The following is a 20111-nucleotide window of genomic DNA, read 5'->3' on the forward strand; positions in this document are numbered from 1 at the left end:
ACATCCCCCAGCTTGACCCTGACGCGAAAAAGTTCATTTTTCGTTCTCAAAAGGAGCGTTGCATATGAGCGTCGAGACATCGCCTGCCCGCTGCGGCTGGTGCGGAGCCGATCCGCTATACGTCGCCTATCACGATACGGAATGGGGCGTTCCGCTGCGGGACGGGCGCGCGCTGTGGGAGCTTCTGCAACTGGAAGGGTTTCAGGCCGGGCTGTCGTGGATCACCATCCTGCGCAAGCGGGAGGCGTTCCGGCAGGCCTTTGCCGGGTTCGATCCGGCGGTTGTCGCCGGGTGGGGGGAGGCGGAGGTGGCCCGTCTGCTGACGGATGCCGGCATCGTCCGGCACCGCGGCAAGATCGAGGCCACCATCGGCAATGCGCGGGCCTACCTTGCCCTTGGCGGGGCGGAGCCGTTCGCCGATCTGGTGTGGAGCCATGCGCCCCGCGACCACGTGCCGCCGGAGACCATGGCGCAGGTGCCGCCGAAGACGGCTGATTCCATCGCGCTGTCCAAGGCGCTGTCCCGCGCGGGATTCCGCTTCTGCGGGCCGACCACGGTCTATGCCTTCATGCAGTCGGCGGGGCTGGTCAACGATCATGTCGCCGCCTGCTTCCGTCAGGGGATCAGTGCGGGGGCCGGATCAGCGCCTCGATGACCGCCGCCGCCTCCGGCGTGTCCCAGTCGGCATCGCCGATCAGGCGGGCGACCTCCCTGCCGTCTGCATCGACCAGAACGGAGACGGGAAGTCCCAGCACGCCCATGTCGCGCGCCATCTGCATCTTCGGATCGCGCAGACGCGGTAGTTCCGTCACGCCGATCTCGTTGAGGAACTTGTCCACGCCCCGCGCATCCGAGCGACCGGTCGCCACGGTAACCACTTCGAAAGGCGTATCGGCCATCTTCTTCTGAAGCCGCTCGAGGGATGGCATCTCCTCCCGGCAGGGGGCGCACCACGTTGCCCAGAAGTTGATGAGCACCGGTTTCCCCCGCCATTCGGCGATGGAGCGGGGGTTGCCCGCCTCATCCTCCAGCGCGGCGGAGGAAATGTCGGGCGGGTTGGCGGAGAGGGTGAGCTTGCGCATGTCGCCCGCGCGGGCCGCTTCCATCGCCGCCAGATCGGCCGCGAAGACATGAGGCGTGTTTACGCCAAGCCCGAGGGCCGCGTATAGGAAAAGGGATCGAATGCGCATGTTTCCTCCAGAGGCCACGATGACCAGTATGACCGACAAGGGCACTTCCGACACGGGCGCGAACTCCATGTGGGGTGGCCGCTTCGCCGCAGGGCCGGACGCGATCATGGAGGCGATCAACGCCTCCATCGGGTTCGACCAGCGGCTTGCGGCGCAGGACATCCGCGGCTCGCGCGCCCATGCCGCGATGCTGGCGGTGACGGGCATCATCTCCGATACCGATGCGCAGGCGATCGGGGAAGGGCTGCTCACGGTCTTGTCAGAGATCGAGGGCGGCGCCTTCAAGTTCCGCACCGATCTGGAAGACATCCACATGAACGTGGAGGCCCGGCTGAAGGAGATCATCGGGGAGCCCGCGGGCCGGTTGCACACCGCACGGAGCCGAAACGATCAGGTCGCGCTCGACTTCCGCCTCTGGGTGCGGGACCAGACGGACGCGGTGATCGCCGGGCTGGAACTGCTGATCCGCGCCTTCCTCTCCCAGGCGGAGAAGGGGGCGGATTGGGTGATGCCGGGCTTCACCCATCTCCAGACCGCGCAACCCGTGACCTGGGGCCACCACATGATGGCCTATGTGGAGATGCTGGGGCGGGACATGGGGCGCTTTCAGGATGCCCGCACCCGCATGAATGAAAGCCCGCTCGGCGCCGCCGCGCTGGCCGGCACGTCCTTCCCCATCGACCGGGAGATGACGGCACAGGAACTGGGCTTCGACCGGCCGATGGCCAATTCGCTGGACGCGGTCGCGGACCGGGACTTCGCGCTGGAATTCCTCTCCGCCGCTTCCATCTGCGCCATGCACCTGTCGCGCTTTGCGGAGGAGCTGGTGATCTGGTCCTCCGCCCAGTTCCGTTTCGCGCGGCTGTCTGACCGGTTCTCCACCGGCTCCTCCATCATGCCGCAGAAGCGCAACCCGGATGCGGCGGAGCTTCTGCGCGCCAAGCTGGGCCGGATCCTCGGCGCGACGGTCGCGCTCTTCACCATCATGAAGGGCCTGCCGCTCACCTATTCCAAGGACATGCAGGAGGACAAGGAACAGGTCTTCGACGCCGCCGACAACCTGATCCTGTCGCTCGCCGCGATGGAGGGCATGGTGCGCGACCTGACCGCCAATGTCCCGGTGCTGGAGGCCGCCGCCGCCTCCGGCTTCTCCACGGCGACCGACCTTGCCGACTGGCTGGTGCGGGAACTGGGTCTGCCGTTCCGCGATGCCCACCATGTCACCGGCACGCTGGTCGCCATGGCGGAGAAGAAGGACGTCGATCTGCCGGAACTCACGCTGGCCGAGATGCAGTCGGTGCACCCCGGCATCCGCGACGATGTGTTCGCGGTTCTGGGCGTTCACAATTCCGTCCGCAGCCGCCAGAGCTATGGCGGCACCGCGCCCGATCAGGTGCGCCGCCAGATCGCCCGCTGGAAGGAGAAGCTGGCGTGAGGCTTCTGCCGCTTCTGGCACTGCTGGCGCTGTCGGCCTGCGGGGCCGACGGCGTGCCGCTCTATCCCGACGGAACGCCTGCCACCTATATCGACACGCGGGAGGAGGATGTCACGATCTCCCCCTCCGCCAACTGGGTGGAGCCGCCGCGCGCGCCGCGCTCCTGATGGCATCCGTGTTTGATGGCTAGATGGATGGCCAGACCGGTGGCCACGTGGGTGGCGAGACCGGTGGCCAGACGGGGGACCGGTGCCGGACAGGGTCGCGCCGGTCTGACCGTGTCGCCAGATATGGCCGTATCGCCCGGTTTGGCCGTGTCATCCGGTGCGCCGGGCCACACCGACCGCTGCTCATCCCGGAAACGGGTGGTGCGGGCTGTCATGTTGCCCCACCCATGCTGCCCCACCGTTCGAATCGGCCCGTTCTGTTCGGTGCCGGAAGGGCGGGGACTGGTGTCGGGCACGCGCCCGGAAGCGGTTCGGTGAGGAGACGTGGCTGCGGAGGGGCGGGGCTCGCCGGTTCTCGCCGGTTGCGTTTCAGCCGAGGAAATCCAGCACCAGCTTGGCGTTCAGCGCCACGATGATCGCCGCGATCGTCCATGCGGTGATGCCGAGCCAGCGGGGAGCGACGAGGGCGCCCATCTTCCGCCGGTCGCTGGTGAACAGCACCAGCGGCACCACGGCGAAGGAAAGCTGGAGGCTGAGCACCACCTGCGTCAGGATCAGCAACTCCCCCGTCGCGCGCGGCCCGTAAAGCAGGGTGACGGCGACGGCGGGAAGGATGGCGATGGCGCGCGTGACCATCCGCCGGATCCACGGCTTCAGCCGGATCTGGAGAAACCCCTCCATCACCGCCTGACCGGCGAGCGTCGCCGTCACCGTGGAGTTCAGCCCGCAACACAAAAGCGCCACGGCAAAGAGCGTGGGCGCGATGGCGGAGCCGAGGAGCGGGCCGAGAAGCTTGTGCGCATCGTCGATCTCCGCGAGTTCGGTATGTCCCGCACCGTGAAAGCTCGCGGCGGCAAGGATCAGGATGGCGGCATTGATGAGCAGCGCGAACATCAGCGCGATGGTCGAATCCAGCGTCGAATAGGTCAGCGCGGCCCGCTTCTCCGCCACCGTATCGCCATAGGCGCGGGTCTGGACGATGGCGGAATGCAAGTAGAGATTGTGCGGCATGACGGTGGCCCCGAGGATGCCGAGGGCGAGATACAGCATCTCCGGGTTCCGCAGGACTTCCGTCGTGGGGAAGAAACCGCGCAGCACGCCGCCCCAGTCGGGATGGGCAAGGAGGATCTGCACGCAGAAGCTGAAGGTGATCACCCCCAGAAGGGCGATGACGAACGCCTCCAGCCAGCGGAAGCCCTTGCGCTGCAACCACAGGATCAGGAACACATCGAGCGATGTGAGCAGCACGCCGAGTTCCAGCGGCACGCCGAACAGCAGGTTCAGCCCGATGGCCGTTCCGATCACTTCGGCGATGTCGGTGGCGATGATCGCGATCTCCGCCGCAGCCCAGAGGGGGACGGAAACCCATCGCGGAAAGGCATCCCGACAGGCCTGCGCCAGATCGCGGCCCGAGCCGATGGCCAGCCGGGCGCAGAGCGACTGGAGCACGATGGCCATGATGTTCGACAGCAGCGCCACGAACAGCAGGGTGTAGCCGAAGCGCGATCCCCCTGCGAGCGAGGTCGCCCAGTTGCCGGGGTCCATATAGCCCACGGCGACCATGTAGCCCGGCCCGATGAAGGCGGCGAAGCGCCGCCAGCGGCCCTTGGGCACCGCGACGCTCGAATGCACGTCCGAGAGCGCGGCCTCCCCCCGGTCCTGCCGCCAGCCGGAGCCGGAGCCGATCTCGCTCAGTCTGAAATTGTCCGGCATGGGGAGGTGCCTGAAATTGAGAAGCGTTCGCAATCTAGGCGCGCCCTGCGCCCTGTCAACGGAAATGCGGGGCAAGGAACAAACCCCGCAGCGGCCCGTTCGCTTCGGACAGCACAGGAGATGCAGATGGCGATGATCGAGACCCGCGACGGGACCAGGCTCTATGTGAAGGACTGGGGACAGGGGCGGCCTGTGGTGCTGCTGCATGGCTGGCCGCTGTCTTCGGATACATGGGACGATACCGGGATGGCGCTGGCTGCCGCGGGCCATCGGGTGATCGCCTATGACCGGCGCGGCTTCGGACGGTCGGAGCAGCCGTGGACGGGCTATGACTACGATACGCTGGCCGACGATCTGGCGGATGTTCTGGCGGCCACCGGCGCCGGGGATGCGGCGCTCGTCGGCTTTTCCATGGGGGGCGGAGAGGTCGCGCGCTACCTGTCCCGTCACGGCTCCGCGCGGATCTGGGCGGCGGGGCTGGTTTCCTCCGTGGTGCCCTACATGCTGAAGACCCCGGACAATCCCGACGGCACGCCGCAGGAGGTGTTCGACGAGATGGCAAAGGGCATGAGGGAGGACCGCGCCTATTTCTTCGCCGACTTCTTCAAGACCTTTTACGGCAAGACGCTGATGCAGGGCGGTGGTCTGCTGACCGGCGGCGTCAGCGACGAGGTTGTTCAATGGTCCTGCAATCTCGCGATGCAGGCGAGCCTCAAGGCCACGCTGGCCTGTGCGGAAGCCTTTGCGACCACGGATTTCCGCCCCGACCTGACGGCTTTCACCATGCCGACGCTCATCATCCACGGAACGGGCGACAAGACGGTGCCGATCGACGCCTCCGCCCGTGTCGCGGCGCGTGGCATCGCCAACAGCCAGCTTGTGGAGTATGAGGGCGGGCCGCACGGGTTGCAGGCCTCTCACAAGGAGCGGCTGACGGCGGATCTGCTGGCCTTCCTGCGCTGACCGCCGAAAGGACCATGACCCCTGCGCGGCCGTCCCGGCAATTGGCTCTCGCAGGGCGGTCACAACTTGCTATAACGGCAGGCAAAGCAAGGAGCCTGCCATGTCCCTCTCCCCCATCGACCGGGCCAAGGTCGTTGCCGCCCGCCGCGCCGTGGACTTCATCGAGGACGGAATGAAGGTGGGTCTGGGCACCGGCTCAACCGCTGCCTTCATGGTGCGACGGCTGGGCGAAGTGGTGCGGGAGGAGGGGCTTCGCGTCACGGCGGTGCCGACCTCCACGCGCACGGCGGATCTGGCGCGGGAACTCGGCATCCCGCTCACCACGCTGGATGAGGCCGGCTGGCTCGACGTGACCATCGACGGGGCGGATGAATTCGACGGGGCGCTCAACCTTGTCAAGGGCGGCGGCGGGGCGCTGCTGCGGGAGAAGATCGTGGCGACGGCCTCCGACCGGATGATCGTCATCGCGGATGCGGCCAAGGAAGTCGGCATGCTCGGCGCCTTCGACCTGCCGGTGGAGGTGATCCCCTTCGGCATGCAGGCCACCCGCACGCTGATCGAGGAGGTTCTGGCCGGGCAGGACGTGATGGGCCGCACCCTTACCTTGCGGATGGCGGGGGAGCGGCCTTTCGTCACGGACGAGGGCAACCATATCTTCGATCTCTCGCTCGCACGGATCGGCAATCCCGGCTCTCTGGCGCTCATGCTGAACCAGATCCCCGGCGTGGTGGAGAACGGGCTTTTCATCGACATCTGCGATACCGTGGTTATTGGCCATGCCGACGGGCGGGTGGAACTGCGCGACCTTGATGCCGGGACCGTCTCCATCGAACGGAGCGATCTGGGCGAGGGCGACAACATCTTCGCGGATCTCTAGGAGCAGTCGCATGTCCTTCGACCTCGACCTGTTCGTGATCGGCGCGGGTTCCGGCGGCGTGCGCGCGGCCCGTGTGGCGGCGCAGTCCGGCGCAAGGGTTGCCGTCGCGGAGGAATACCGCGTGGGCGGCACCTGTGTCATCCGCGGCTGCGTGCCGAAGAAGCTGATGGTCTTCGCCTCCTCCTTTCCGGCGGTGGTGGAGGATGCGCGGGCCTACGGCTGGGATGCGAGCATCGGCAGCTTTGACTGGAGCCGCTTCCGCAAGGCGCTGCATGACGAGCTGGACCGGCTCGAGGCGATCTACCGCGCCAATCTGGAGCGGGCGGGTGTCACCATCCATCCTGCCCGCGCGGTGCTGGAGGATGCACATACCGTCCGGCTCGACAGCGGTGAGCGGTTCACCGCGAAGCATATCCTGATCGCCACGGGCGGCGCGCCCTTCATCCCGGAGATCCCGGGGCGGGAGCTTGCCTCCACCTCCAACGACATGTTCCTGATGGAGGAACTGCCGCGCTCCATCCTCGTGGTGGGCGGAGGGTATATCGCCTGCGAATTCGCCTGCATTCTCAACAGTCTGGGCGTGGATGTGACACTGGCCTACCGTGGGCCGCAGATCCTGCGGGCCTTCGATGAGGAGGTCCGCGGCCATGTCTCCGCCGCGATGCGGGGCGCGGGCATCGACATCCGCACGGAGACGGATGTGGCGGCGCTGCACCCCGCTGCGGATGGCGTGCGCGTCGCCTTCGCCGATGGGGGACAGGGGGACTATGGGCGGGTGCTCTACGCCACCGGCCGGGTGCCCTCGACCGGCGGGCTGGGGTTGGAGGCGCTGGGCGTGCGGCTGCGCAAGTCCGGGGCCATCGCGGTGGACGAGTGGTCGCAGACCTCCGTCCCCTCCATCTATGCGGTAGGCGACGTGACCGACCGGGTGAACCTCACCCCCGTCGCCATCCGGGAGGGGCAGGCGTTCGCCGAGACCGTGTTCCACGGTACCCCCACGAAGGCGGATCATGACCTTGTCCCCTCCGCCGTGTTCACCCAACCGGAAATGGCCGGGATCGGCATGACGGAGCAGGAAGGGCGGGAACGGGGCGGAGTGCAGATCTACTCCACCGCCTTCCGACCGATGCGGACGCTCTTCGCGGGGCGGGAGGACCGGGTGCTGATGAAACTGGTGGTGGACAGCGAGAGCCGCCGCGTGCTCGGGTGTCACATCGTCGCACCGGAAGCGGGGGAGATGATCCAGCTTGCCGCGATTGCGGTGAAGATGGGCGCGACCAAGGAAGACTTCGACAGAACCGTGGCCGTTCACCCCACGATGGCGGAGGAACTGGTCACCATGAAGGCGCCCTCCCGGTCATGGTGACGCACCCTCCGGCGCTTGACATGAGCGGCGATAGTCCACAGTTGGCACCTCGCACCAGTGCGGAACCGAGGCGGAGAGGAAGGAAACCGGATTAATGGCAGGACATTCCGGCGGCCCCTGGGGGGGCGGAGGATCAGGCGGCGGTGGCGGCGACAACCGGGGGGACGATCCCCGCGGCGGGAACCGGCGCCCCGGTGAAGGTCCGCAGATTCCCGAACTCGACCAGATCATGAAGAAGGGGCAGGAGCAGCTCCGCGTGCTGATGGGCGGTCGCGGGACCGGCTCCGGCGGCCCGCGCCAGTCCGGCCCCGGTCTGGGCATCACGCGCAAGGGCGTGTTTCTGGCGATCGGCGCGCTGTTCATCGGCTGGCTCGCGCTCTCCTTCTATACGGTCCGGCAGGAAGAGCGCTCGGTCGAGCTGCTGTTCGGACGCTACTACAAGACCGGGGAACCCGGTCTGAACTTCGCGCCCTGGCCGGTGGTGACACGGGAGATCTTCTCCGTCACCGGCGAGCGCACGCTGGACATCGGCTCCAACGCCAATTCCCGCCGCTCCGACGGGCTGATGCTCACGCAGGACGAGAACCTCGTGGATACGGAGTTCCAGGTCGTCTGGAACATCAACGATCCGTCGAAATACCTGTTCAACCTCGCCGATCCGATGGACACGATCCGCGCCGTTTCGGAAAGCGCCATGCGCGACATCATCGCGCGCTCGCAGATGGCGCCGATCCTGAACCGGGACCGGGGGATCATCGCCTCCGACCTGCAACAGGCGGTGCAATCGACGCTGGACACCTATGACAGCGGCATCAACATCATCCGGGTCAACTTCGACCGCGCCGACCCGCCGTCCGAGGTGATCGACAGCTTCCGTCAGGTGCAGGCGGCGCGTCAGGAACGCGACCGGCTCCAGAATCAGGCGGATGCCTATGCGAACCGCGTGCTTGCCGGGGCGCGGGGGGAAAGCGCCCGCGTGCTGGAAGAGGCCGAGGGCTACCGCGCGCAGGCCGTCAACGTGGCGCAGGGTGAGGCGAGCCGCTTCGTCTCCGTCTATGACGAATACCGGAATGCGCCCGACGTAACCCGTCGCCGGATGTATCTGGAAACCATGGAGCGCGTCTTCGGCCGCGTGGACAAGGTGATCGTCGATGGCGTGAACGGCGAGAACGGGCAGGGCGTGCTGCCGCTTCTGCCGCTGGGCAACCGGGCCATGCCGCAGATGCCCGCCGCCGGCGCTGCCGGGGCCGCGACGACGAACGGGGGGAACAACTGATGAAACGCTCCACCATCGGCATTGTCGTCGTTGTTCTTCTGGCCGTTCTGGGCCTGTCCTCCATCTTCATCGTCGATGAGCGGGAACGGGTTCTGGTCCTCCAGTTCGGAGAGGTGAAGGCGGTTCGCGAGGACCCGGGGATGTATGTGAAGATCCCCTTCATTCAGGAAGTCGTCCGCTATGATGGGCGGATCCTGAGCCTGCCCACGCAACCGGCGGAGATCACGCCGCTCGACGACCGTCGTCTGGTCGTCGATGCCTTCGCCCGCTGGCGTATCGCCGATGTGGTGCGCTTCCGCGAGGCCGTCGGCGTCGAGGGCGAGCGCGCGGCACAGGCGCGGTTGGAGCGGATCCTGAATGCGGAAATCCGTGAGGTTCTGGGGTCCGTGCCGTCCGGGGCGGTGCTCTCGGAGGATCGGACCCCGCTTATGAACCGCATCCGCGATCAGGCCCGCGTGCAGGCGCAGGCGCTCGGGATCGAGGTGATCGACGTGCGCCTGACCCGCACCGACCTGCCGGAGCAAAACCTCGCCGCGACCTTTGCCCGGATGCGGGCGGAGCGGGAGCGGGAGGCCGCCGACGAGATCGCGCGCGGGAACGAGGCCGCGCAGCGTATTCAGGCGCTGGCCGACCGGACGGTGACGGAGCTTGTCTCCGACGCCCGCCGTCAGAGTGAGGTCGTCCGCGGTGAGGCCGATGCAGAGCGGAACCGCATCTATGCCGAGGCATTCGGCCGTGACCCGGAGTTCTTCGCCTTTACCCGGTCGCTCACCGCCTATGAGAATGCGCTTCAGCAGAACAACACCTCCGTGGTGATGAGCCCCGGAAGCGAGTTCTTCGAGTTCTTCCGAAGCGACAGCGGCACCCAACCCGCGAACTGATGGAAAAGGCCGGTCCCAGCGACCGGCCTTTTCATTGGTAGGCCTTTTCATTCGGGCCTTCACGAAGCGCTTGCTCTCTCCAACCACCCGTGAAACCCTTCATGTTACGAAGTTTCACACCGAATTGAGACACCGCGACGGTCGTTGATTTGCGGCGAAAGCGCACAGGTCCCACATAGGAGGAGACGGTTCGGGAGCTAGTTGCTTCGCCGAACCCTGAAGAGGAAGGAGCTCGGAGTGTCGTCCTTGGTCGTCAAATCACAATCGCTGCGCAGTGCCCCGGCGCGCGCCTTGCTGGCCCTTGGGCTGGTCGCCGGGCTGGGCCTGAGCACGGCGCTGGTGCCGGTTCTCGCGCCCCCCGCCTTCGCTCAGACCGCCCCGAACGGGACCCCGCTGAGCTTTGCCGACCTCGCGGAGCGGGTCAGCCCGGCGGTGGTCAACATCACCACCACATCCACCGTCGCCACCTCCACGCAGGGCGGGATCCCCGGCGTTCCCCCGGGATCGCCGTTCGAGGATTTCTTCCGTGACTTCATGCCCCCCGGCCAAGGTGGCGGAGAAGGCGCCCGTCCGGTTCCGCGGCGGAGCCAAGCGCTCGGCTCGGGCTTCATCATCTCCGCCGACGGTTTCATCGTCACCAACAACCACGTCATCGAGGGCGCGGACCAGATCCAGATCGAGACCTACGCAGGCGAGAAGCTGGATGCCAAGGTCGTGGGCACCGATCCCAACACCGACATCGCCCTCCTGAAGGTGGAGGATGCCAAGCAGCTTCCCTTCGTGAAATTCGGCGATTCCAACCGGATCCGCGTGGGCGAGCCGGTAATGGCCGTCGGTAACCCGCTGGGGCAGGGTTTCTCCGTTTCCTCCGGCATCGTCTCTGCCCGAGGGCGGGCGCTGCAGGGCACCTATGACGACTACATTCAGACCGACGCGGCGATCAACCGGGGGAACTCCGGCGGGCCGCTCTTCGACATGGATGGTGAGGTGATCGGGGTGAATACCGCGATCCTCAGCCCCAACGGGGGGTCCATCGGGATCGGTTTCGCCATGTCCTCGGCGGTCGTGTCCCGCGTGGTCGATCAGCTTAAGGAGTTTGGCGAGACGCGGCGCGGCTGGCTTGGTGTGCGCATTCAGGACGTGACGCCGGATATCGCCGAATCCATGGGGCTGGCGAGCGCGGGCGGCGCCCTCGTGACCGATGTTCCGCAGGGGCCGGCGGAGGTTGCCGGGATCAAATCGGGCGATGTCATCACCCAGTTCGACGGAGTGAAGGTGAACGATACCCGCGAACTCGTCCGTCAGGTCGGCGCCACGGAGGTCGGCAAGAAGGTGGAGGTCGCCCTCACGCGCGAGGGCAAGCCTGTGACGGTGGAGCTGACGCTTGGCCGCCGTGAGGAAGCCGAAGGCGCGAAGGTGGTTCCCGCAGCCGCTGCACCGCAGGCGCAGAAGGAGCAGACGCTTCTCGGCATGACCGTCACCACGCTGACGCCCGAAATGCGCAAGCAGCTTGAAGTGCCGAACGGCACCGACGGTCTGGTGATCACCGGCATCGACGATGGCAGCGAAGCCTTTGAAAAGGGTCTGCGCAACGGCGATCTCATCACCGAGGCGGGGCAGCAGAAGGTCTCCTCGCCGAAGGATCTGGAGGCCCGGATTTCCGAGGCCAAGGACGCGGGGCGCAAATCGCTTCTCCTCCTCATCCGCCGCGAGGGTGAGCCGCGCTTCGTGGCGCTCTCCGTCGATCAGGTGTGACATCATCAGGTGATATCTCCGGGGGGCCGGGTCCGTGTTTCGGGCCCGGCCCTTGTGCATGAGGGGCCTTCGCATGTTCAGCAACGAACGGTTCGCGTGATGGAGGCGCAGGCGCTTCGCATCGCGCGGCCGAGTGACGATCTGGAGGCCGTGGTCGCGTTTTACCGTGATGGTCTGGGATTTGAGGTCATCGCCAGTTTCGAGGCGCACGACGGGTTCGATGGCGTCATGCTGGGCAGGCCGGGACTGGCCTATCACCTTGAGTTCACGCGGAAGTCTGGTCATCCAGCGGGGCGTGCGCCGACACAGGACAATCTGCTGGTCTTCTACATCCCGGACCCCGCGGAATGGCAGGCGGCCGTCGGGCGTCTGCGGCGCGAGGGGCATGAGCCGGTGTCGTCTTTCAACCCCTATTGGGACAGAAGCGGCAGGACATTCGAGGATCCCGACGGCTATCGCGTCGTGCTTCAGAATGCAGCTTGGCCTGGACAGACCTGACGGGCTGCTGAAAAGGCTTTTGGCCTGCGCTTGAGCGGAAATTGTTCTAAATCTGACAAAAAAGCCGGAAATCCATATCTTTCGAAGGATTTCCGGTTCAATTTTCCGATTACCGGCACATGACACGACACTTCAGGATCTTGTCAGCAGCCCGCCACGGTCGAGTGGGTTGCACCCTGCCGGCCCCCCGTCAGGGCAGGGTCTCTGCTATTCCCCGCGTTCGATGCGGTAGTCGCGCTCGATATGGGCCGTCTGTCGCCCCCAGTCGGAGGCCTTCACCCGCTCCTGATGTGCAGTGAAGGCCGCGCGATCGACGAAGGCTTCCCTGACGGCGAAGCGCATGGGATCGGACATGGAACGCACGACCTCGAAGGACAGGCAACCCGGCTCCGCGCGGCTGAGCCGGGTGTGCTCATCCAGCAGCGCCGCGGCCAGATCGGCATCCGCCATCGTGGCGCAGAGCAGCCACCCGGTCAGCACCACGGTCTCGTTGTCCTCCATCCGCTCCTCCCCAAGGCATATGAAAAACCCCCGGAGGACTCGCCTCCGGGGGTTTCGGTATCACTGTCCCATCCTGCCTTAGCAGGAGTAATACATCTGGTATTCGATCGGGTGGGGGGTGTGCTCGTAGTTATACACTTCTTCCCACTTGAGGGCCATGTAGCCTTCGAGCTGGTCCTTGGTGAACACGTCGCCCGCGAGCAGGAACTCGTGATCCGCTTCCAGTTCGGTCAGCGCCTCGCGCAGCGAGCCGCAGACGGTCGGGATGGTCGCCAGTTCTTCCGGCGGCAGATCGTAAAGGTCCTTGTCGGAGGCCGGGCCCGGGTCGATCTTGTTCTTGATCCCGTCGATGCCCGCCATGAGCAGCGCGGAGAAGCACAGGTAGGGGTTCGCCGACGGATCGGGGAAGCGGGCTTCCACACGTTTGGCCTTGGGCGATTCCGACCACGGAATACGCACGCAGCCCGAGCGGTTGCGGGCGGAGTAGGCGCGCAGAACCGGGGCTTCGAAGCCGGGGATCAGGCGCTTGTAGGAGTTGGTGGACGGGTTGGTGATCGCGTTCAGCGCCTTGGCATGCTTCAGGACGCCCCCGATGAACCACAGGGCTTCCTGGCTGAGGTCCGCGTATTTGTCACCGGCGAAGAGCGGCTTGCCGTCCTTCCAGATCGACATGTTCACGTGCATCCCGGTGCCGTTGTCGCCGCGCATCGGCTTCGGCATGAAGGTCACCGACTTGCCATAGGCGGCAGCGACGTTCTGGATGACGTATTTGTATTTGAGCAGCTCGTCTGCCTGCTTGGTCAGCGAACCGAAGATCAGGCCGAGTTCGTGCTGGTTGGACGCCACTTCGTGGTGGTGCTTGTCCACCTTCATGCCCATCCGCTTCATGGTGGAGAGCATTTCGGACCGCAGATCCTGCGCCGGGTCGATCGGGTTCACCGGGAAGTAGCCGCCCTTGATGCCGGGACGGTGACCCATGTTGCCCATCTCGTAGGCGGTGTCGGTGTTCCAGGCGCCATCGACGGCATCGACCTCGAACGCCACCTTGTTCATCGACACGGCATAGCGCACGTCGTCGAAGACGAAGAATTCGGCTTCCGGTCCCCAGTAGGACGTGTCGCCGATGCCCGTGGACTTCAGGTAGGCTTCCGCCTTCAGCGCCGTGGAGCGCGGATCGCGGGAGTAGGGCTCCATCGTGTCGGGCTCGACGACGTTGCAGTGAATGCAGAGCGTCTTTTCCGCGTAGAACGGGTCGATATAGCCCGATTCGGTGTCCGGCATCAGCTTCATGTCGGACTGGTCGATGGATTTCCAGCCGGCGATGGAGGAGCCGTCGAACATGAAGCCTTCCGTCAGGAAGTCCTCATCGACCTGGTCCGCCATGACCGTCACGTGCTGGAGCTTGCCCCGCGGGTCCGTGAAGCGGATATCGACATATTCGACATCCTCGTCCTTCAGGATCTGGAGAACCTTCTCGTTGCTCATCTGGCGTCGTTTCCTTCTGTTGAGCAGTCCTTGGCCGGAGAGGCGCCACGCGCGCTCCCGGCGTATTCTTCTGGCGGATCAGACGGCGTCGTCGCCGGTCTCACCCGTGCGGATGCGGATGGCCTGTTCGACCGGCGAGATGAAGATCTTCCCGTCGCCGATCTTGTCGGTCCGTGCGGCGGAGATGATCGCCTCGACGGCGGCATCGACCTGATCGTCGGTCAGAACCACCTCGATCTTCACCTTGGGCAGGAAATCCACCACATATTCGGCACCGCGATAGAGCTCGGTATGGCCCTTCTGGCGCCCGAACCCCTTGACTTCGATCACGGAGAGCCCCTGAACACCGACTTCCTGAAGCGCTTCCTTCACCTCATCGAGCTTGAAGGGTTTTATGATCGCTTCGACTTTCTTCATGGTGTGGCGACTCCCTCGGACTATACCGTTGCTGTCAGACCATTTTCGCGGCGGCGGGACAATGCGCCTCCCGAAAGCTTCGGAGGGATAGCGGAAAATCGGCAAATAATCGCACATAAAATGTGCATTAAGATTACGCAGCGGGCGAAATGAAAACAGATTGGCATGAATTATGACAGAAGTTCTGACATCTGCCCAAATGCGCGCCATCGAGGACACGGCTTTCCGGTCCGGCGCCGCAACTCCGCTCGACCTGATGGAGCGGGCGGGGCAGGGGGTCGTTGCCGCCATTCTGGAGGAGGGGATGCGGCGGGGCGGCCTGCCGCGACGCGCGCTTGTGGCCTGCGGGCCAGGCAACAACGGCGGGGATGGCTATGTCGTGGCGCGGCTGCTGCACGGGCTGGGCTGGCAGGTGGAGGCGGCGCATTTCGGCGTGCTCGACCGCATGTCCCCTGCGGCCGCGGAAAACTTCCGGCGCTGGCGGCAAATTTCGGAAACCTCGCGCTGGGAGGCGGATAGCCTTGCGCAACAGCCGCCCGGCGTGGTGATCGACGCGGTCTATGGCATCGGCTTCCGGGGCCTGTGGGACCGTCCGCCCGTGCTGGAGCTGCTCGACCGTCTGTCGCGGCGGGAGGGCTGGCTGCGGGTCGCCGTGGACATCGCGTCGGGGGTGGATGCGGATACTGGCCGGCAGGGGGCGGAGATCGCGCCGATGGACCTGACGGTGACCTTTCACGCGCCGAAACGGGGCCACCTGCTTCTGCCGGGGGCGGAGATTGCCGGCCGGCTCGCCGTCGTGGACATCGGGCTGCGACCGGAGAACGACGCATGGCGTGGTGATCTCCCCCCGGTCAGGCGTCTGGAGCGGCCAGAGGCCGATACGCTGGACAAGGCGACCGCCGGCCACAAGTTCCGTCACGGCCATGCGCTGATCCTCTGCGGTCCGGTGGGCGCGGGGGGCGCGGCGCGGCTGGCGGCGCGGAGCGCGCTCCGGGTGGGAGCGGGACTGGTGACGCTGGTCTGTCCGCCGGAGGCCGTGGCCGAGAACGCGGCGCGTCTTGATGCGGTGATGATCCGGGCGGCCGCGGAACTCCCCGCGCTGCTGGCGGATCGTCGTGTCACCGCCCTTTGCCTCGGCCCCGGCTTTGGCGTCGCGCGGGCGGCGAGCGTGCTGGCGCAGGCCCTCACCGCCCCGGCCGTGGTTCTGGACGCGGATGCATTGACCGCGCTGGCAGAGCGGCGGGAGGATGCCGCTTGCCACCCCCGCCGTTCTGACCCCGCATGAGGGAGAGTTCGCCCGGCTGTTCCCCGACCTTGGCGACCGTCTGGCCCAGGGCGAAAGCCGCGTTGATCTGGTGCGCGAAGCGGCGGCGCGGGCGGGGGCCACCGTTCTGCTCAAGGGAGCGGTCACCGTGATCGCGGAGCCGTCCGGTGCGGTCTGGCTCCATGCCGCGGTGGCGGAGGAGGCCGCGCCATGGCTGGCCACGGCGGGGTCGGGGGATGTGCTCGCCGGGCTGATCGCGGGGCTGCTGGCGCGCGGGTTCCCTCCCGGTCGGGCCGCGCGGACCGCTGTCTGGTTGCATGCCGATGCGGCGCGCCGTTTCGGCCCCGGCCTCATCGCGGAAGACCTGCCCGACAGGGTGCCCGAGTGCCTGCGCGCGCTGGGTGTGGGTGCCAAAAGGAAGGGTGGCGCGGAGGGGCGGTAAAACCGCTTTTCCTCTCGCCGTCCTGCCGAAGCCTGACAGGAAATCACGGGCTGGAAGGGCCCGGTGGGAGCTGTGTGCCGGACCTCCGGGAAGGGCGGGAAGAGCACGACCGGACGCGACTGGAGGGTTGGCTGGTGCGGGCGAAGGGACTCGAACCCCCACACCTTGCGGTGGCAGGACCTAAACCTGCTGCGTCTACCATTCCGCCACGCCCGCACTCGTGTCTGTATCTAGTGCTCGGTGTGCCTCGTCAACTGGCACAAAACCTGTGACCAAAGTTGTGGCCACCCTGATCGCGTAACGCTGCTTTCTTCTTCCCATCCGCCCAAAACCTCAATAAAAGGCCACCCAATCGCGAGGTGAACAGATTTGGATTCTGGCGCCGCAAGGCGTGGGGGTTCGAGTCCCTTCACCCGCACCAGAGAGGAAAAGGACGGATATATGCAGGTCACCGAGACCCTGAACGAAGGCCTTAAGCGCGGTTACCAGATCACGGTGACGGCAGCCGAGCTGGAAGCCAAGGTGCAGGAAAAGCTCATCGAAGCGCAGCCCGAGGTTGAGCTGAAAGGCTTCCGCAAGGGCAAGGTGCCGATGGCGATGCTGAAGAAGCAATTCGGCCCGCGTTTGCTGGGCGATGCCATGCAGGACACCATCGACGGCGCGATGAAGGAGCATTTCGAGCAGTCCGGCGACCGCCCGGCCCTCCAGCCCGACGTGAAGATGCAGGACGGCGAGACCTGGAAGGAAGGCGACGACGTGGTCGTCAACTTCACCTATGAGGCGCTGCCCGAGATCCCGGGCTTCGACCGGGGGGAAATCGCGCTGGAGCGTCTGGTCGTGAAGGCCGATGACGCTTCCGTCGATGAGGCTCTGCAGAATCTCGCCGAAACCGCCAAATCCTACGAGGACAAGGACGGCGCGGCCGAGGATGGCGATCAGGTCGTGATCGACTTCGTCGGCAAGGTGGATGGCGAAGCTTTCGAGGGCGGCTCCGCGGAGGATTATCCGCTGGTTCTGGGCTCCGGCTCCTTCATCCCGGGGTTCGAGGAGCAGCTCGTCGGCGTGAAGACCGGTGACGAGAAGGACGTGGACGTCAGCTTCCCCGAGCAATACGGCGCCCCGCATCTGGCCGGCAAGGCCGCTGTCTTCACCGTCACCGTGAAGGGCGTGAAGGCACCGAAAACCGCCGAGATCGACGACGAGCTGGCGAAGAAATTCGGCGCCGAGGATCTCGCGCAGCTCAAGTCGCAGATCAAGGAGCGTCTGGAAGCCGAATACACCGGCGCAGCGCGTCAGGTGCTGAAGCGCGCGCTGCTCGACCAGCTTGACGGCAAGGTCGCCTTCGACCTTCCGCCGACGCTGGTGGAAGCCGAGGCGAACCAGATCGCCCACCAGCTCTGGCATGAGGAGCACCCGGAGGTGCACACCCATGACCACGGCAACATCGAAGTGAGTGATGAACACCGCAAGCTCGCCGAGCGCCGGGTGCGTCTGGGCCTGCTGCTCGCCGAACTGGGCCGCAAGGAGAACATCGACGTCACCGACGCGGAGATGACGCAGGCCGTGCTCGCGCAGGCCCGTCAGTATCCCGGGCAGGAGCGCGCGTTCTTCGAATTCGTGCAGAAGAACCCGCAGATGCAGCAGCAGCTCCGCGCGCCGATTTTCGAGGACAAGGTCGTTGACTACATCGTCGAAGGCGCGAAGGTGACGGACAAGGAGATCACGAAGGACGATCTCCAGAAGGCCATCGAGGCGCTGGACGAAGTCTGATCCCCGCCGTCGTCGCATGATCCGAAGGCCGCGCCGAAAGGCGCGGCCTTTCTCGTTGATGCCGCGTCTGCCAGTCGGGGGGGGAGCGTTCGGGAATGTGGAAGGCGACCGCATCCGCAAGATGCGGTCCGTGACGACGACTCGGCGACTTAAGTCCGCAGCTCGCGTTGCGGCACAGCGCAGCTTGCACGAGGGATGTTGTTATGGCTGGCAGCCCGACAATCCTGCCAAAGAGGGAAAGGAGGGGTGCTCACGTCCTTTGAGTGCCTTGCGCGGTCCCGTGAAGGGCGGGATAGCCCATGGTATCCGGCCCGATTGGGCTTCCGGGTGCATCGCGAGGGGGAACACGCCCCTCCGCTGACCTCCCCGATCAATACCGCAGAGCGCCTACGCGATTCCCTCTCCATGAGGGGATGGTATCATGGCGCCGGGTTCGGAGGAGATGACCGCTCTCGCAAGGCTGCCCAAGATCGCGGATGAACAGCGCGCGGCGACGAGAGGATGGAGCCCGTCGCGGCGCCGCCGGGCAGCACGGTGTCAGAGGTTACGGGCGCAATCGGAACGGCAAAGACCACGGCGCCACGCCTACGGCCCCCAAACAAGACGGGCGGCAAGGCGCTGGATCATGTGAGGGTGCATCGACACAAAGCCGGAGGGCAACGAGAGGCCCCCTGAGATGACTATTCGTGGGCGAGAACTCCTCACCGCAATTGGAGAAGCATTATCCGTTGTATCGCACGTGAAAGCTGATGTGCGCTACACCCTGCCGATGGACGGAGGCTGAATTGTCCGCGGCAATGTGACGGGACTTGGCAAGGGCGGATACCCGGCAGCAAAGCAAAAGGCCGCGTCCGTGGGACGCGGCCTTTCCACAGGTCGGCTCCAGAGGATCACTCCTCGTCGGAGGCCGCCCCGCCGAGGTCGTCGAACAGTTCCGCGATCTCGAAATCGGCCGCCGCTTCGGCTTCGGCAGCGAGTTCCTGGATCGACTTGCCGGACGCCTGAAGTTCCGCTTCTTCGGCGGAACGCGCAACGTTCACGGCGATGGAGACGGAAACTTCCGGGTGCAGAACGACGGTGACCGGATGGACGCCGAGATCCTTGATCGGGCGATCCAGCGACACCTGCGCGCGGTTCAGCGTGAAACCGTCAGCGGTCGCAGCATCCGCCACGTCGCGGGTGGTGACGGAGCCGTAGAGCGCCCCAGCATCGGAAGCCGAGCGGATCAGCACGAAGGTCTGACCGTCGAGCTTCTCGCCCATCGCTTCGGCGTCTTTCTTCGTCTCGAGGTTGTTGGCCTCGAGCTGCGCCTTCTGGCTTTCGAACTTCGCGATGTTGCCTTCGGTGGCGCGGAGCGCCTTGCCCTGCGGCAGCAGGAAGTTGCGGGCGTACCCGTCCTTGACGTTCACAACTTCGCCCATCTGGCCGAGTTTCTGAACGCGTTGCAGGAGAATGACTTGCATCTTTCTCTCCTTACTTCACAGCGTAGGGGAGGAGCGCAAGGAAACGCGCCCGCTTGATCGCCTGGGCGAGCTTGCGCTGGTTCTTCGCGGAGACGGCGGTGATGCGCGAGGGCACGATCTTGCCGCGTTCGGAGATGTAGCGCTGCAGCAGACGGGTGTCCTTGTAGTCGATCTTGGGCGCGTTATCGCCCCCGAACGGATCGACCTTGCGGCGGCGGAAGAAGGGTTTGTTGGCCATGGATCAATATCCTTTCGAGATCAGAAACGACGCGGACGGTCGCCGCGATCACCGCGGTCGCCACGCTCACGGTCGTCGCGCTTCTGCATCTGCACCGACGGGCCATCCTCGTGCTTTTCGACCTTCACGGTCAGCACGCGCATCACGTCGTCATGCAGACGGGCGAGACGCTCCATCTCCTGCACCGCCGCGGCGGGCGCGTCGGACTTCAGGAAGGCGTAATGCCCCTTGCGGTTCTTGTTGATCTTGTAGGCCATCGTCTTGACGCCCCAGTACTCGTTTTCAACGACCTTGCCGCCGTTATCCGCGAGAACCGTGGAGAAATGTTCGATGAGGCCTTCGGCCTGCGCGTTGGACAGATCCTGACGCGCGATGAGGACATGCTCGTAAAGCGGCATGTAGGCTCCATT

Annotated in this window: 21 protein-coding genes and 1 tRNA gene; 13 read left to right on the plus strand and 9 right to left on the minus strand. The window is 65.7% G+C overall.

The features are described 5' to 3' along the window. Positions 1 to 64 precede the first annotated feature (64 nt). The gene (locus tag CDV49_RS09410) at positions 65 to 655 is read left to right on the plus strand and encodes a DNA-3-methyladenine glycosylase I (protein WP_088215285.1); all 591 of its coding nucleotides are present in this window, start codon (positions 65 to 67) and stop codon (positions 653 to 655) included. Here the strand turns inward: CDV49_RS09410 and CDV49_RS09415 are convergent. Beyond that, positions 624 to 1190: a TlpA disulfide reductase family protein gene (locus CDV49_RS09415; protein WP_088215286.1), complete on the minus strand. Its 567-nt coding sequence runs from the start codon at positions 1188 to 1190 to the stop codon at positions 624 to 626. The two genes, CDV49_RS09410 and CDV49_RS09415, sit on opposite strands and share 32 nt — an antisense overlap. Positions 1191 to 1218: 28 nt before the next feature. Here CDV49_RS09415 and argH point away from each other — a divergent pair, with 28 nt between their 5' ends. Next, on the plus strand, positions 1219 to 2625 hold the full coding sequence (gene argH, locus CDV49_RS09420) for an argininosuccinate lyase (RefSeq protein ID WP_088215339.1): 1407 nt from the start codon (positions 1219 to 1221) through the stop codon (positions 2623 to 2625). Continuing rightward, complete coding sequence (locus tag CDV49_RS20470) at positions 2622 to 2792, plus strand: hypothetical protein (RefSeq protein WP_179209159.1); 171 nt, start codon at positions 2622 to 2624, stop codon at positions 2790 to 2792. Before argH ends, CDV49_RS20470 begins: the two co-directional genes overlap by 4 nt. A gap of 369 nt (positions 2793 to 3161) precedes the next feature. On the opposite strand, the gene CDV49_RS09425 is transcribed toward CDV49_RS20470, so the two are convergent. Next, a complete protein-coding gene (locus CDV49_RS09425; protein ID WP_088215287.1) occupies positions 3162 to 4505 on the minus strand; it encodes an Nramp family divalent metal transporter in 1344 nt (447 codons plus the stop codon). 126 nt (positions 4506 to 4631) lie between these two features. Between CDV49_RS09425 and CDV49_RS09430 the strand changes: the two genes are divergently transcribed. The 7 genes from CDV49_RS09430 (at position 4632) to CDV49_RS09460 (ending at position 12121) form a co-directional block, all read left to right on the plus strand. Beyond that, complete coding sequence (locus CDV49_RS09430; protein WP_088215288.1) at positions 4632 to 5468, plus strand: alpha/beta fold hydrolase; 837 nt, start codon at positions 4632 to 4634, stop codon at positions 5466 to 5468. Positions 5469 to 5568: 100 nt separating this feature from the next. Continuing rightward, positions 5569 to 6345 carry a ribose-5-phosphate isomerase RpiA gene (rpiA, locus tag CDV49_RS09435; RefSeq protein WP_088215289.1) on the plus strand — a complete coding sequence of 259 codons (777 nt, stop codon included), beginning with the start codon at positions 5569 to 5571 and terminating at the stop codon, positions 6343 to 6345. 10 nt (positions 6346 to 6355) lie between these two features. Next, positions 6356 to 7711 carry a glutathione-disulfide reductase gene (gene gor, locus CDV49_RS09440; RefSeq protein WP_088215290.1) on the plus strand — a complete coding sequence of 452 codons (1356 nt, stop codon included), beginning with the start codon at positions 6356 to 6358 and terminating at the stop codon, positions 7709 to 7711. A gap of 94 nt (positions 7712 to 7805) precedes the next feature. Further along, positions 7806 to 8987, plus strand: a complete 1182-nt coding sequence (gene hflK / locus CDV49_RS09445) for an FtsH protease activity modulator HflK (protein ID WP_088215291.1) — start codon at positions 7806 to 7808, stop codon at positions 8985 to 8987. Next, positions 8987 to 9868, plus strand: a complete 882-nt coding sequence (hflC, locus tag CDV49_RS09450) for a protease modulator HflC (protein ID WP_088215292.1) — start codon at positions 8987 to 8989, stop codon at positions 9866 to 9868. Before hflK ends, hflC begins: the two co-directional genes overlap by 1 nt. A 246-nt stretch (positions 9869 to 10114) precedes the next feature. After that, positions 10115 to 11623, plus strand: coding sequence for a DegQ family serine endoprotease (locus CDV49_RS09455; protein WP_373447796.1), 1509 nt, complete (start codon positions 10115 to 10117; stop codon positions 11621 to 11623). Between the two features lie 99 nt (positions 11624 to 11722). After that, a complete protein-coding gene (locus CDV49_RS09460) occupies positions 11723 to 12121 on the plus strand; it encodes a VOC family protein (protein ID WP_088215293.1) in 399 nt (132 codons plus the stop codon). Positions 12122 to 12328: 207 nt separating this feature from the next. On the opposite strand, the gene CDV49_RS09465 is transcribed toward CDV49_RS09460, so the two are convergent. The 3 genes from CDV49_RS09465 to CDV49_RS09475 all read right to left on the minus strand — a co-directional run bounded on the left by CDV49_RS09465 (position 12329) and on the right by CDV49_RS09475 (position 14524). After that, positions 12329 to 12622 carry a putative quinol monooxygenase gene (locus tag CDV49_RS09465; RefSeq protein WP_088215294.1) on the minus strand — a complete coding sequence of 98 codons (294 nt, stop codon included), beginning with the start codon at positions 12620 to 12622 and terminating at the stop codon, positions 12329 to 12331. Between the two features lie 78 nt (positions 12623 to 12700). Further along, positions 12701 to 14107 carry a type I glutamate--ammonia ligase gene (gene glnA, locus CDV49_RS09470; protein WP_088215295.1) on the minus strand — a complete coding sequence of 469 codons (1407 nt, stop codon included), beginning with the start codon at positions 14105 to 14107 and terminating at the stop codon, positions 12701 to 12703. 78 nt (positions 14108 to 14185) lie between these two features. Next, a complete protein-coding gene (locus CDV49_RS09475; RefSeq protein ID WP_035741620.1) occupies positions 14186 to 14524 on the minus strand; it encodes a P-II family nitrogen regulator in 339 nt (112 codons plus the stop codon). Between the two features lie 172 nt (positions 14525 to 14696). On the opposite strand from CDV49_RS09475, the gene CDV49_RS09480 reads away from it, so the two are divergent. Next, positions 14697 to 15809, plus strand: a complete 1113-nt coding sequence (locus CDV49_RS09480; RefSeq protein ID WP_306424942.1) for an NAD(P)H-hydrate epimerase — start codon at positions 14697 to 14699, stop codon at positions 15807 to 15809. Then, complete coding sequence (locus tag CDV49_RS20985) at positions 15772 to 16230, plus strand: ADP-dependent NAD(P)H-hydrate dehydratase (protein ID WP_306424943.1); 459 nt, start codon at positions 15772 to 15774, stop codon at positions 16228 to 16230. Before CDV49_RS09480 ends, CDV49_RS20985 begins: the two co-directional genes overlap by 38 nt. Positions 16231 to 16362: 132 nt before the next feature. On the opposite strand, the gene CDV49_RS09485 is transcribed toward CDV49_RS20985, so the two are convergent. Continuing rightward, positions 16363 to 16446, minus strand: a tRNA-Leu gene (locus CDV49_RS09485). A 225-nt stretch (positions 16447 to 16671) separates the two neighbouring features. Between CDV49_RS09485 and tig the strand changes: the two genes are divergently transcribed. Next, a complete protein-coding gene (tig, locus tag CDV49_RS09490) occupies positions 16672 to 18000 on the plus strand; it encodes a trigger factor (protein WP_088215296.1) in 1329 nt (442 codons plus the stop codon). Between the two features lie 890 nt (positions 18001 to 18890). Here the strand turns inward: tig and rplI are convergent. The 3 genes from rplI to rpsF are packed head-to-tail and all read right to left on the minus strand — an operon-like array spanning position 18891 to position 20099. Continuing rightward, positions 18891 to 19463, minus strand: coding sequence for a 50S ribosomal protein L9 (gene rplI, locus CDV49_RS09495; protein ID WP_088215297.1), 573 nt, complete (start codon positions 19461 to 19463; stop codon positions 18891 to 18893). A gap of 10 nt (positions 19464 to 19473) precedes the next feature. Beyond that, positions 19474 to 19701, minus strand: coding sequence for a 30S ribosomal protein S18 (gene rpsR, locus CDV49_RS09500; protein WP_035708741.1), 228 nt, complete (start codon positions 19699 to 19701; stop codon positions 19474 to 19476). A gap of 20 nt (positions 19702 to 19721) precedes the next feature. Next, positions 19722 to 20099, minus strand: a complete 378-nt coding sequence (gene rpsF, locus CDV49_RS09505; RefSeq protein WP_035708738.1) for a 30S ribosomal protein S6 — start codon at positions 20097 to 20099, stop codon at positions 19722 to 19724. Positions 20100 to 20111 lie beyond the last annotated feature (12 nt).

Origin of the sequence: Haematobacter genomosp. 1 (genome assembly GCF_002196855.1) — a bacterium.
Classification (GTDB): Bacteria; Pseudomonadota; Alphaproteobacteria; order Rhodobacterales; family Rhodobacteraceae; genus Haematobacter.